5 protein-coding genes are annotated in these 14,272 nt (G+C 60.5%); 2 read left to right on the top strand and 3 right to left on the bottom strand.

Features of this window, described 5'->3' with window-relative positions; genetic code table 11:
- Positions 1-505: 505 nt before the first annotated feature.
- Positions 506-3,643 carry a hypothetical protein gene (locus VLU25_13530; GenBank protein HSR68953.1) on the bottom strand — a complete coding sequence of 1,046 codons (3,138 nt, stop codon included), beginning with the start codon at positions 3,641-3,643 and terminating at the stop codon, positions 506-508.
- On the opposite strand from VLU25_13530, the gene VLU25_13525 reads away from it, so the two are divergent.
- Together VLU25_13525 and VLU25_13520 are read left to right on the top strand one after the other, a co-directional pair.
- The gene (locus VLU25_13525; protein ID HSR68952.1) at positions 3,599-5,014 is read left to right on the top strand and encodes a hypothetical protein; all 1,416 of its coding nucleotides are present in this window, start codon (positions 3,599-3,601) and stop codon (positions 5,012-5,014) included. The two genes, VLU25_13530 and VLU25_13525, sit on opposite strands and share 45 nt — an antisense overlap.
- 401 nt (positions 5,015-5,415) lie before the next feature.
- Complete coding sequence (locus tag VLU25_13520; protein ID HSR68951.1) at positions 5,416-9,006, top strand: DUF11 domain-containing protein; 3,591 nt, start codon at positions 5,416-5,418, stop codon at positions 9,004-9,006.
- A gap of 23 nt (positions 9,007-9,029) precedes the next feature.
- Here the strand turns inward: VLU25_13520 and VLU25_13515 are convergent, their stop codons facing one another.
- Both VLU25_13515 and VLU25_13510 read right to left on the bottom strand, forming a co-directional pair.
- The gene (locus VLU25_13515; GenBank protein ID HSR68950.1) at positions 9,030-10,394 is read right to left on the bottom strand and encodes a hypothetical protein; all 1,365 of its coding nucleotides are present in this window, start codon (positions 10,392-10,394) and stop codon (positions 9,030-9,032) included.
- 213 nt (positions 10,395-10,607) lie between these two features.
- Positions 10,608-14,219, bottom strand: a complete 3,612-nt coding sequence (locus VLU25_13510) for a hypothetical protein (protein ID HSR68949.1) — start codon at positions 14,217-14,219, stop codon at positions 10,608-10,610.
- Positions 14,220-14,272 lie beyond the last annotated feature (53 nt).

The raw sequence follows: 14,272 nt of genomic DNA, 5'->3' as shown, positions 1-14,272 counted from the left end.
GGCCTGGCCTATTGGGTTGGCTGCACCCTGCTCCTCCTGGCCCTGGGGCTGTGGGTCTTCAAGGCAACGCGCCGCCAGATCGTCGACTTCGTGTGAGGCCCCAAGCCCCGGCTCAGAATCTATGAACGCCGGCACCAGTGCAGTGCGTCAGAGGTTTTGAGCCACCCTGTGGCGTTATCCCACGCTTTCAGCGTTTGCACATTTGCCGTCTGAAACCCAGGGTGGCGCCGCCGTCTCGCTTGCGCTCGCCGGGGCTGACCCTGGGCTGGCGAATCACTCGCCTTCAGCGAGCCCGGACTTGACTTCTAACACAGTCCCTTGGGCTGGCGAATCGCTCGCCTTCAGCGAGCCCGGACTTGACTTCTAACACAGTCCCTTGGGCTGGCGAATCGCTGGCCTTCAGCGAGCCCGGACTTGACTTCTAACACAGTCGCTGGGCTGGCGAATCTGTCCCTGTCAGGGACAAGAACGGAGGGCCCTGACTCAGAATCTATGACCGCCGGCACTAGCGCAGCGGTTGGCCTTGCACGGCCGAAAGGAAAGTCTGGGAGCCGTCGGTGAAGAGAGAGAAGGTGTAGATGGGCAGGCTACTCTGCAGACGCAGGTGCCCGCCGGTCTGATCGAAGTTCTCGCCGAAATAGGTTTCGGCATCGAGGAGATCGACGATGCGGTGGCCTGGTTCCAAGGTAAAGGTGTTTTCGGCGGTCTTCTCCCCTTCCGCGTCGAAAGCCTGAAGCGTTACCTGGGCTGCACTCCCGTTGGTGTTGAGCAGTGCGAGGCCCTGGAAGACATGGGCTTGGCCAGATTGCGCCACATGCAGAAAACGGTACCGTTCAGCCGGCTCCTCGGCCAAGGGAAGACTGGACCTGGCTCGGCCGCGGTTGGTGCTGAAGATGGCGCTGCCTACCAATTGAGCGGGGATCAGCAGGGGACCGCTGAGTCCTTCGTTGGCCAGCACCTCCAGATAGCCCACGGTGATGACCCCGGGCGAAGGATCCTCAAGGAAGCTGAAAACCGCCTGGTCGAGCACCGTTCCCGCTTCCACCACCTGCTGGAAGGTCCCCAAGACGTTGGATTGGTCGTCGTAGGCCGTGATGCGGACCTGAATACTCCTCTCCCCGGCGTTGAGCAGGCGCAAGCGGGTGGTCTGGCGATCGCCGTCGGTGAAAAAGTGAGGAGCATAAAGGCGCAAGGTTGACCGAGGCGCTACCGCCGGAAGCGCAACGTAAGCTTCATCGTCCACCAGCATGGCCATCCCCAGCAGAGGACGGCTGCCCTCCACCACCACATAGCCTTCTTCCTCGGAGTCCTCGTCCAACTCAAAGAGAGAACCGAGCATCTGCAGCAGAGTTCCCCCCGGGGCTAAGAGGGTCTGACTCTCAGCTTTGAGCCCTCCGTCCGGACCACGCAGTCGCAGGGTGAGAAGGCAGTCTCCCGAAGGGTCGGGGTTATGCAGGTAAACCAAGGTGTCGACGGTGGCGTTGCGCCGGACCGCCTGCAGATAAAGCTTGGGGGCGATCTCCAACTGGCCGCCGACCCCGTCCAGCCGCGTCGCCTCCAGGTCGCCCATCAAGAAAAAGCCCTTCAAGGCCTCTTCGACACCCTGCAGGCTCAGGGTTCCCAGGATCTGTCCGCGGGTCAATTGTTCGGTCAAAAACGTCCACTGGCCTCCCGCCGCCAACTGCAGGTCGGTGTCGGCTTCCACAAGGTCGCCCTGCAGATCGCGGACTCGCAGGAAAACAGAGACATCGTCGGCGGAATCATGGATCACCGCGCCCCCCACGAAGGAGCGGCGCAGCCGTTCGTCTCCCAGGCGCAGAGAAGCCGGCATCACAATCGGGGCGGAGCCGCCCACCAGCACGGCGACCGCCGCCGTGGCGGTCAGTCCTCCGTCGCTGACTTCGAGTTGGAACCCGAAAAAGGTGTTGACGGCCTCCGCCGGAGCCCGGAAAACCAGCCTGTCGGAATCCTCGCCTTCAAGGTCCAGCGGCGAACCTGAGGTCTGCTCCCAGCGGAAGGTCAAGGGGTCGCCATCCGGGTCTTCGGCCTCAGCCTGAAGTTCGACCAACTCGCCGGGCGGGACGGTAGTGAAAGGCGCTACCTCCACCTGGGGAGGGCGATTGCGCAGCAGCGTTACATTAGACCGGTCCTGGGCGAAGCCGCCCTTGCCGTCCGAAGCCTCCAGTTGAAAAGTCAGGACGCGCCGTTCCGAGACGCTGGGCGCTACGAATCGTGCCATTTGTTGATCGGCCCCCAGCAGTTCCACGGCGGGACCGGTCAATTGCCGCCAGCGCAGGAAAAGCGAATCTCCATCCGGATCCGAGGTTTGTCCCTGAAGCTCCACCAGTTGTCCGTGGGCCGCAACTTGATCAGGGCCGGCATCTACCAGGGGAGGATTATTGCCGGGAACCGGAATCACCGTAATCCGCACCGTGTCGCTGGCCTCGAAGAAGCCGTCGTCAACCGTCAAACGGAACACCAATGCCACCGCTTCGGCAGTGGCCGGCGCCAGGAAGGTGGGCCTCAGAGACTCGGGGTCGGAAAGAACGACTTGCGGCCCGCTTTGCTGGCTCCAGCGGATCTCCAGGGCATCACCGTCAGGATCCTGCGCCGTGGCCTCCAATTGCACGAGCTGAGCGCTCTGAACCGTGCGGGGCTCGCCAGCCTCCACCGTGGGAGGCAGATTGCCCTCGTTGGCGACTAAGTCGATGCCTTCAATCTCCTGTCCGCCACTCACCACCAGGACAGTCTTGGCCAAGGGGTTGTCGCTGTTCGTCCCCGTTTCATTGATCCCGTTATAGTAGTCCTTCGGGAACTGATCGAAGCGCTGATCATAGGGTCCCACGGAGCTGCCGCCCACGAAACGGGGGTCCAGCGGCTCGATGAAGACCACGTAGCGGCCGGGAATCAGCCCCGGAATAAGATAATCCCCCGAGCCGTCCAGCAGAAAACCGGAGACCACCGAAACCACCTCGTGCAGCGATTCGGCGTCGTTTGGCTCAAGGCGTACCGCCACCACGTTGGCTCCTCTCAAAGGCTCGCCGCCGCGCCGTGTGACGTTGCCGCTGATACTGCCCGTCTCCTGGAAAGAAGAAGCGGGCTGAAGCCAGGAAATCCAGGCAATGTCATCGCGCAGAGGCTGCTCGACCGCATTGGCGATGGCGAATGGATACATGAGCGGAACCAGCCAGTTGTCCTCCGCATCCTGGTTGGAGGCCAGCAGCCGGTTGGCTTGGGTGTGGTCCAGCCCCAGCAGATGGCCCAGTTCATGCACCACGGTGGCCTGGAAGTTCTCCGAAAGTGCGAAGAGCCCATTGAAAACCGCGAATCCGGAGAGGAAATTGCGGGTGTTGGTGTTGATAAAGCGGGGACCGGAAAAGGCCAGAACAGAGTTCCTCGAGCCTGCTCCCAGAAGCATGTCGATGACGGCGCCGTCGTTGTCGAAGATGACCGGGTTTTCCGGCCTGATCTCGCCGCCTCCGATGGGCGCTCCCCCGAAGAAGTCGAGAATGTTGTCGGCATCCACGTCAACTTCCAGTTGGGGCTGCTCCTGAAAGGAAACAGTCGAAGACGGGACGGCCTGCCATTGGTCCACGGCATGGCGGATGAGAGCATCGGCCGAGTCATTGTCGAGAGGGCCCAAAGGACCTCGGTCCAAGGCAAACGGCACCGGGCCTGCCCATCGGCCCGGCTGACCTTCCTGGACGACCAGGGGACCTCCCCCCACAAGAAAGGACTGCCACGACAAGAGGAGAAACAAACAAAGGAGCCCTGGACCGAGGCAGGCCAATCCCCGGCGAGAGTCCGAGATGGAAATTGGCGAGAGCAATCCGCTCAACATGAAACTATCCTGTTCGGTCCGACTGGTGCCGGTTTCCCTATTTGCTCTCCTGCCGAGCGTCCAGGCAAAAATGAGCGCAGCCTCCCTTGGAATCGCGCCTTCTTATTAGATGCGCAAAAGCCGCTCAAGACGCAAAATCAGCCCAAAAATGATAATTTTTTCGCATCCGGGAGACGCGTCCCCGCACGGGAAGGCCAGCCGCTGCTACAGCCTCTGCTTCATCTGCCGGGGCCATGGGCCGAGGGTCTTGGCCGCCGGCCTTCCGATTCGGAAGGGGTGGTGTATACTGCGGGCATGATCGCTCTGCTTCTGCTCTCTGTGACGGTTTCTCCCTGGGCCGGACTGTGGCGCATCGATTCCGGACAGCATCAAGCGCCTCATCTCTATATTCACCAAGATGGCACCGTGCAGATGTTCGCCCTCGACTGGTCAGCTTTCGCCATCCGCGAGAGCCGAGTCACAGAAGATGAAATTGTCGTTCAGTTCACCGAGGAAACCAGCATCGAGCTTTCGCGCCTCACCCTGAAGCCAGACGGGAACGGCTTGAAAGGTTCGATGGCGATCGCGGCGGGTGGAGGGCAATTCGCCATCGAGCAACCCGTTAGGGCCATTCGGGTGGCCGAAAAGATGCCCGTTTCCCCCCAGCAATGGATTGCCGACGCCCGCAAAGAGAACCGGATCGACGTGGTTGCCCTGGTATTGGAAGCGCCTCGTGAGTCGTTTGAGGATTTCCTCAAATTTTGGGATGAGAAAGTGATACCCGCCTACTATCCGTTCTTAAATCATGCTCTGTACGGAAAAGAGAACGATTCCCAACTGCGCTTGCAACAGCTCCGCAGGCTCTTCGAGCATCTCTCCGACTTTGAGGAGGAGGCCTCACTGCGGGTGGCTCGAGCCCGGGAGGCCGTGTCTGAAGCCGCCCAGAGTCACAGGGGCTTGCGGGCTCAGATGAAAGAGGACACCTGCATCGTGCTTCTGCCGGCCTTCGACAAGCCGAGAGTCGATATGCATACCGTGGCAACGGCCCGTCTGAAGCGGGAGCCGGGTCAGATACTCTGCTGCGGCAGCCGGGAGTACAAGATCGAGAACTTTGTCTTCGTCGAGCTGGCGCCACCCGCCAAGCCCTCCCCTGAAGGCCAAGAAGAACAATCCCCCACAGCGGACCATCGCTGAAAAACGCATCATTCCTTCTGAGCCAAAACGATCAGCGCGTCACTCTTGAAGCGGCCTGGTGAAGAGCCGCAGCATCTTCCCGACTTGAGAACCTGCTTGGTCGGGGAGCGGCAAGAATTGCCCGGCAGAGTGGGCAGAGTCTTCAAGGACTGCTGGCAGGCGGGGATCAGCCGCCCCCGGCTCAACCTCCCGTAAAACCTACCTTTAGGGCCTTTTGACGATTGGCTCGTTCCTTGGCATCCGGCTTGCTCACGATGAGTCCACGGGCAAGCCGGCCGCGGCATTGTTTGGCTGAAAGCGTCAAGAAACTATGGCCTGTGATGAGCGTCACCTCCTTTTGTGCGCATTAGCCCGACACTGTAGCTGGAGACAACTGACTATCAAACTCGGGAGTCATCGAGATGCGAGCCTCACTTCAAGCCTTTATTACCGTTTTCTTTATTTTTGCGATCGCTTCCGGCCCCCTTCTGGTCGGCCAGGAGGAACTTCCTCCCCCCAATTTCGACGTCGAACTCATCGCTACCGATTATTCGGGAGCCAAAGGAACCCTGGACGACCCTCTGAGCGGGAACCGCTCAATTCAAATGCTCACCGAGGTGCTGAATGATCCCGACCCGTCCGGCTACCAGTACACCGACTGGTCTGTGCGCATCGTCAAGGGTTCCTTCTGCCTTCCCTGCAGAGGCACAACCTGCCGGCTGATCGGAGCGGAGGGGCCGGATCCCATCTTTCAGCACACGCGGGTCCGCTCAAATGAGATGGCCATCGCCTTCTCCGTTTCGGTCTTCAAGACCGGCTTTCAGCTCGCAACTGCCCGCACCACCGTGCATCTGAAAGGCGAACCGGGAGCCTGCAGCGACGACTCGGGGGGAGACGGTCCCTTCGATGTTCAACTGGCCGCCCCGACAGGCAGCGTTCCGCTGGGATCGACCATCAAGCTCTTGGGCAACGCGCATCATCCGGGCGACGATCAACTGACTTTTCTGTTCTATGCAGCGACGGCTTCAGGACAACGCGGGAGCTTGATCGACGACCGCAGCGCTTCCAAGTGCGACGGCCCCTCGGGATGCTCGCTCGAAGTGTCCTTTCCGGCAGGAGACGTACCCGCCACCCATTTCTTCACTCTTGAGGTTTCCGATGGGACCAATACCGTCTCTTCCGTACAGAGGCAGGTACGCGTCTCCGAGAACGGCGATCCTCCGTTACCCGATGATCCGGAAAGGACCTGGACAGAGTGCGGCTCCTGTGGATCGCGGGTCGATGCGGGTCCTCTGGAAAGCACTGTTGTTGGAGGCGAAGACCTGAAACTGCGGGGTTCGGTCCGGGGCCCCTCAGTCGATTCCACCCTCATTCCAGGGATCTTCGAGTGGATCGTATTGGACGATGGCGGACTGGGATCTTCTCTGCAGATCGTGGCAGATTCTTCCCTCGGCGCCACGCTGCTGACTCCGGAAGTCAACCAAGACACTGAGATCGTGCTGGGATTGGAGGCTACCTTTAACGGCTGCGGCTGCGTCGACCCCATGCGGGTCATAATCTTGGCCCAACCGCCGCCTGAAGCCGCCGACGTGTCGGTGGCGGTCTCCGCGCCGGCATCAGCAGAACTGGGGGAGGGCGTGTCCTTCACCCTGAACGTGTTCAACCAGGGTCCCGAGGCGGCTGATGATGTGAAAGTGACGGCGACCCTGCCCCAAGGTTTGACCCTCAACTCCACATCTTCAAGCAGCGGGTCATGCAGCCAGTCGAACCAGGTCGTGACCTGCTCGTTGGGCACGATGAGCGCGGGCAGTTCGGCGACAGTCGGCCTGCTGACCGCTCCCGGCGGACCCGGCGACTGGGTCGTGGCAGCTTCGGTGAGCGCGGAGCAGGACGATCCCAACAGCGGCAACAACACTTCCGAAGCTCTGAGCCACGTCACCCAATCGGCCCTCGACTTGGCCCTGGCCATGACGGGCCCGGGACCCGATGCCGACCTGCGGGTCGACGGCGAGGTGGTTTACGAGATCACGGTCAAAAACCTCTCCAGCGGCGTCGCCAACAACGTCACGGTGATCAATCCGCTCTCTGAGCAACTGCTTTTCGTCAGGGCCAATCCCGACCGCGGCTCCTGCAGCCTGCTTATCAATACCCGAGAGATCTTGTGCCGGCTGGGCCGCTTGCAGGGCGGAGACGAGCCCCGCATCGAAGTGCGTGTCCGGGCTCGGCAGCCGGGATCGTTCGTCAATTCGGCTACCGTGACCGCTGATGAGGAGGACTCCCAACCCGACGACAACGTCGCCGGACTGGAATGGAACGTGAAGGCCGAGGAGGCCGACCTTGCAGTAGCCTTGGAGGCCTCCTCCGACCGATTAAACCAGAACGGCCTGCTGACCTACTCCATCACGGTCTCCAATGCCGGTCCCGGCAAGGTGGAGGAGGTGACGGTTTCAGGCCCTGTCCCCGCGGGCCTTACTTCGCCTTCGGCCTCGACCGAACAAGGGACTTGCACGGTTTCCGAAGAAGAGATCTCCTGCACTCTAGGCGCCCTCGAGGCCGACGAGCAAGTGACGATCACAGTTGAAGGCATGGCCAGCACCGAGGGCGTCCTGGTCTATACGGTGGAAGTCGGCGGCAGCGAGGAAGATCCCAACATGGAGAACAACTCCGACAGGGTGGAGATCCTGGTGGAGGCTTTGGAATTCACCCTGGTACCCTTCTCCCTGGGTCTTCCCGACACGTTCGTGAGCATGGCCCTGGTCAATTTGGCAGGGGGACCCAACTTCATCGAAATCGAAGCCGTGGGACGCGACGGAGTCATTCAGTCTTCGGCTTCCCTGGAGTCGGACTCGGACCGCAGTCAAGCCGCCTTCCTGACCAATCAGCTCTTCCCGCCCCAGGGCGGAGTGGACGAGGAAGCCACTTTGGTGGCTCGCGGGACGCAGGGCCGCATACGCTCCTTCTTCATGATGGGCGATAACGGCTTGCGCAAGTTGGACGGCATCGGAGGCTCGATGGCCGAGGGAGAGGAACTTTACTTCCCCATGGTGCGCGGCCAAGAAGCCAACACCCTTCTCTTCCTCTTCAATCCCGGCCAGGAAGAGGCTCCCGAAGTGCTCCTGGAACTGTTCGACGCTGAAGGCCACCTGCTGCAAACGGCCCTGGCCTCGCTGGCTCCCTTGGGATCATTGCGGGGCTCGGTCGGCGACGTGTTCGGTGAAGCCGACTTGGACGAAGGCTACGTCAGAGTGGCCTCCGCCGTTCCTTTGCGGGGATTCGAGGTGGTCAGCGACAACAGCAACTTCGCTTCTCTGACAGCCAAAAGGCCAGAACAAGTGCGGCGCCTGATAGTGCCTCATTTTCTAGCCACCGCAGACGCCACCACGTGGCTGCATCTGCTCAACCTCAACGACTCCCCGGCGGGCGGCACGGTCCATCTCTTCGACGACGATGGAGAAGAGCTGGCTGCGACCGCGCTTGACTTGGAGGCTCTCTCGCTGAGCCGCATCGACCTGCAGGACCTGTTCGACTTCGAGGAGTTGGATCTGATCACCGGCTATTTGGAGATCCGCATCAGCGGCGGCACCGCCGGCGTCTTCGAGAAGGCGGCAGAGGTGGTGGCCACGGTTTCTTATGAAAGCGAATCCTTCCACGCCGCCTTGCCCATGGCCCAGGAAGGCTTCCAGGAAACTTTCTTCCTGCACGTAGCCCAGTCGGACGAAATCGGAATGTTTCACGGCTTGGCCATCCTCAACCGCAGCCAGGAGCTTGCCCAGGGTCTGGTTTCGGTCTACGACAAAGAGGGTCTCAAGACGGGTGAAGCCGAATTCACGCTGGAACCTGGAGAGCGTGTCGTCGACCTGCTCAATGGTCCTGAATTCTTCCAATCCGGATTCTCCCAGATCCAGGGGCACATACTGATCACCAGCGATCAGCCAGTGATCTCCTTCGCCCTTTTCGGCGCGGCCGACTTCCTGGCCGCCATTGAAGGCCAAGGCGTGGAGGAGGAACGGTAGGGCCGCCTGGAGAAGGCTGGGCCTCAGCCTTCCGACTGGGGCGGATCGTTCGTCTGCGGCTGCTCAGCGGCCTTGGTCGTTTCCCTGCTTTCGGGTTTGGACGGATCGGGGGGTTCCTTGAGCAATCGCATGTAGGCTCGCAGTTCGTCGGTCACGCGCCCATAGTCAAACAGCCGAACCAACTCGCGTTCGGAGAAGCGGTTGGCCATCTGAGCGGCGAATCCATATCCAAACAAGTAAGACGAAGCGCGATGCTCTCCGGAGAAAAACTCCGAAAGTGACACCTCGTTTGGGCGCTTGTCAAAAGCTCTGCCAAACTCCGCGCCGAAGCGTTTGAACGCCTCCAGCCTCTTCTCCTGGGAGAGGCCCTCGGGCTGGAACAAGTAGGCGCTGGCAGAATCAGAATAATCGAGCCTCGAGGCCAGGTAGGCGGCGATGCCCCGGACGACGAATTCGTTGCGGAAAAAAGGCGGATGCGGACGGTGGATCACATGATCGAATGCCACCAGCCCCTGGGCGATTTGATAACGCACCTGTTGCCGCTCAAGCTCCTCAGCCATCCAGTTAAGATCGAAGAAGAGAAGGAAGCGGGGGGTGCCGATTGGACTCAGGATGCGGATCTGAAAGTCGAAGGGTTGGCGGCCCAGGATGGGAACCACCTGCCCAGGAATTTCCAGAAAAGGATACAGTTGGCGCAGGTCGTCGGCTGACTGCTTGACCAGCTCCTTGAAGGTGTCGGCGAGTTGCTTGATCTGTTCGCCCCGCTCCTTCAAGTCGGCGAACACCGTCTTGATGGCTTCCTGCCGGAGGTGCGTAAAGAAGATGCCGGTTTCCGAGCCGTAGAGGGCATGTGTGAGGAGGGAATAATAGCGGGGCTCGACCTCCTCTCGCCAATAGGCTTGGAAGGAGGAGAAGTCGTCTAAGGGCGCTTTTTCCAGCGTCTTCATCCAGGAAACGATTACCGAGGCCTCGGCTTCTTTCAGGAAGGCCCACGGCTCCCAGTCAGGATCATCGCTGACATGAATGGCCTGGAACTCGTAGCGGGCCGTAAACTGGACGTGCCGCATCTCGAGCACGCCCTTCAGCTTCCCTTCCTCGAAGCGTGCCTCGACTTTTTGCGGGCGCCCCCCCGGCACCGCAAAGGTCAAGGTTCCGTCTTCCACTTGAAAGGTCGTCGTTGTGCGGTTCCAGTCGGCATCGTAGAGCTTGGACTGGACGCCGTTGTAGACCAGGAAAAAGAGAGTTGAGGAATTCTCTTCGTTATAGGCATGCCACAATCCGGACCGTTGATCCGGCTGATCTTCAGCGTGAGCGGGCGCCAAGAGAGAGAGAGCCCCTAGAACTGCCGCGCCCACAAGACTGGAAATGCGTTTGAGTTGCCTGTTCATCTATTGCTCCTTAAAGTCTCTGGGAAGCTGGAAAGTACCTCGGCTTGATGGCGCAAGAGAGAGCCCAGCGGACTTTCCCATTGGATGCCGCGGTGATGCAAAAGTTGCATTTGGAAAGCTGCGGTCCCGAGCCTGAGGAACCGGCGTTTCCAGGGGTTGAGGCCGGCCTGCGTCCCGAGATGGCGGACGCAGGCCGACTCTTGACGAGGCTGGCTACTGAAGAGGCCGCTGGCCTCCGATAGCGGAAAGAAACACTCCATCGCGTGCGCCGAAGAGGGCAAACGCGATGATGGGCTGAGTGGAGGTGATCCGCAAGTAGCCTCCGATCTGCTCGAAGTTGCCGAAAAAGGTGCTGTTGTCGAGCAGTCCGATGATGCGCGAGCCGGAATCCATCAGGTGTTCCTTCATCCCCGTCCTTTCCCCGCTTCTGTCGAAAGCCTCGACTATCACCTGAGCCGGCTCCCCGCTGTTGTTGAACATGGCCAGACCTGTGAACAGATTGAGGTCGTCTGATTGAGCGACATGGAGGAAGAGGGTTTCGGTCTGTCCTTCGATCGGAATGGGGAGACTGGACAGCGTCTCCTTACCGATGCCGTCGAAGCTGATGATGGGCACGACTTTGGCTTCATCCGTAAAGGGGCCGACAACGCTCCCTTCAAGCTCGAACTCGAGATGCCCCTGCAGCAGCGTGAACCGGTCCAATTCACTGGTGTCGATTCCCATGATGTCGGCTAGTTCATGCACGCCCACCGATGACGGAGACAGGTCGAAGGTTCCCCCTCCCATCTTTTGTCCGCCGCCGTCGAATGCATCGACATGGACTCGGACGAAGACGTCGTCATCGGCATTGACGAGGCGCAGACGGGTTCCGGCTCCGTCCGGCCCGATCAAGAAGTGAGGCGAGACCAGGCTGGGGGTGCTGACGGCAGACTGAGCCATCATGGTTGCGAAGTTGTCGTCCACCTTAAGCAGTTCAAAGCCCCTGATCGGCAGAGAGGCGTCTATGTGCACATATCCGTCTTCAAGATCAGAAACTCCGAAAAGCTCCTCGGCCGTGGCCAAGATGGATCCTTGAGGCTGCAGGTCGAAGGCGGCGCTCCCAACCTGGCCGCCCTCGAGATCGAAAAGATCCAGAGTTACTGCGGAAACTGCTTCCAAGTCAGGATTGAAAAGATAGATGGTGGTGAAGTCTTCTCCGCTTTGGCGCACCCTGGGCAGGAACAAGTCGGTACCGTCCTGGGGTTCGCTTCCCACGCCGTCCAGCCGCCGGACGCTGTTGTCGCCGATCATGAAGAAGGCCTGGAAGGGGCCTTCGTTGCCCCGAATGATCAGGGTATCGGAAGGAGGCACGTCACGGGTCAGGAACGCGTCCTGTCCCAGAGCTGCGATCTCCTCTTCGCGGTCGGTTTGATTGACGATGTTGCCGTCGGCGTCGCGCCCTTCGATGCTGAGCGAATTCTCGCCTCCGATGCGGTTGACGATCCCCAGACCAATAAAGCTGTCGCTGCCTATTGTGTGTGGCAGAGCCAGGAAGTTGGGTCCCAGGATGCGGATCTCAACCTCAGCCGTGTTGTTGCTTTCATCGGGATCGACACCTCCGAAGGTGACTTCGGCCGAGAGGGGTACCGCCCCCTCGCCCAGTGCTTGCAGCGTGAGGGTGAGCTGGCTGTCGGAGCCGCTGTCGAGGCTCCCCAGCGAACAGGAAACCGTGCCGGCGTTGTTCTGGCAACCCCCGCCGGCGTCCGCTTCCAGGAAGCTCAGCCCCTCCGGGATCACGCTTGTGACCTGCACCCCGGACACGTCGTCGGGACCCGCATTGGCAACCGTCACAAGGGCTTGCAGGTTTCGCTCCTGTCCCACAGGATTAGGGGTCACCGAGACGATGCTGATCTCCAGATCAGCCTCGGCGTCGCTGATGGAGATCACGGCCTGACCGTTGTTGTTCGCCGAATTGCTGTCCCCCTGATCGGCTGTCACCGAGGCCGTGTTGACCACTTGCGCACCCACTGCGTCAGCTCTGGCGACGATGGTCACCAGCACCGAGGCGCCCTGCGCCAGGTCTCCGATTTGGCAAGTCACGAGCGAACCGGCCCCGATGCTGCAGGTGCCTCCCTCAGTGGCGGAGGCGCTCAGGGCCGTCAATTGAGCGGGAAGGTCGTCGGTTACGGTGACTCCCGTGGCGTCTTCCGGCCCCTGGTTGGTAACCGTGATGCTGTAGGTGACTTGGCCGTCGAGCGAGACTGCATCGGCATCAGCCACTTTGGACAGGCTGAGATCCGTGATGATTTCGCTCACCTGTATCGTCTCGGACTGCGAATTGTTGGGCACGCTGTCGCTGTCCGAGCCGAAGACGCTGGCGTTGACGGAGAATGGACCGACCGAACCGGCCTCTAGCGTGACCGTGCGCAGGGCTGTGGCTTCGTCCGCCAGAACTCCCACCTCACAGACAACGTCGGTGAGGCTGCCGCTTGCCAGTGCGCAGCCGCTGGAAGCGGACTCGAAGGAATTGGCCGGAATATTGAAGATAATCCTGACGTCGCTGGCCGCCGCCGGCCCGTTGTTCCGCGCCAAGGCCTCAAAAGAGACGCTGGCTCCGACGGGGACATTGGCGGCGGAACTGTTCAAAGAGGCCAATTCAAGGTCCGCTTCAGGCGGGGCTTCGGCCAAAATCTCGACTTCGATGTCGTCGTCGCAACTGCGGTTGTTGAAGCTTGCCTGAAAGTTGAGAAGAACCGTCCTGTCGACGCTGACATCGGGAACGTTTAAGACCGTCGTGCGGGAAGTGGGGCTGACCAGCGAGACTTGGCTGCCCAGGCCGTCGTCATCTACGACGGTCCACCGGAAGACTCCAGGAATATTGCTTCCTTCCGAGGTTCGGGCGCTCCCTTCCAGCGTCACGCTGGAAGGACCCACAACTGTCAGTGAGGGAGGTCCGGCGTTGGCGTTGATTTGGATGCCGCCTCCAAAGTCGCACACTTCATCCTCATCTTCCTCTCCGCCTGGACCCGTGTTCTCGGAAACCACGTTGACGGTTCGCTGAGCCGACTGCCGCGAATTGGTTCCATCCGAGACGACGACGGTGAAGTAACGGAAGCGGGGTATGAATCCGACGTTGAAAGGCAGAGTGGCGGAGCAGCCCGCACTACTCGTGCAGTTAGAGGCGACCCGCTCGCCGATAAGGGTTCCCCGCACTCCTTGGATGGTGGAATCATAAAACTGGAAGGTCAACTGGTTGTCGGTGGCGTCACGGGCCGAGCCGACCAGGTTGATGGTCGATCCCAGAGGGGCGCTGTTGGAGCTCGTTGTAATATTGACGTTAAAAGGACGCGAGTCGGGTTCCTCTCCTCCGGAACCGCCGTCGCAGGCCCCCGGTTCGCCCCTCAGATGAACCTGAAGGCTGTCTGTCTCAAGCTGAAAGCCTGGCGAGAAGACCGAAACGGAGAACTCGATGATCATGGAATCGGAGCGGACCCGCGAGTGCTGAAAGATAGGGTCGGGTCCTTCGGCTCCAGTAAAGCGGCAGGTTGTGGCAGTACACGGGAGGCAGAAGAAACCGCTTACGATGCGGACCGACCAATCGGTGAACTGGTAGCCGCTCGGATTAGGGTCGTTTATCACCTCAGTCATCAATTGAATGGAACGGTTGCCGCTGAAGGGATCGTCCTGGGTGCCGGCCGCCCCCGAAAAATCGGTGGCCGAAAGAACAACATCGAATGGGGCCGGCGGCGGGTCCTGCGCCAACAGAGCCGGAACAGCGAGCAGACCGAAAGTCAAGGCGAGCAGAAGCCCTTTGGAACCTGCTGCAAAGATACCTCGAATCAACATCTTACCTCCAAATGGTGCGTCCCGACCTAAGGTTGGAAATTCGTGGAGCGGAA

The sequence above is a fragment of the Acidobacteriota bacterium genome (genome assembly GCA_035471785.1).
Lineage (GTDB): Bacteria > Acidobacteriota > UBA6911 > RPQK01 > DATIPO01 > JANQFM01.
The sequence above is the reverse complement of the archived record's forward strand: the minus strand, read 5'-3'. Positions and strand labels throughout refer to the sequence as shown.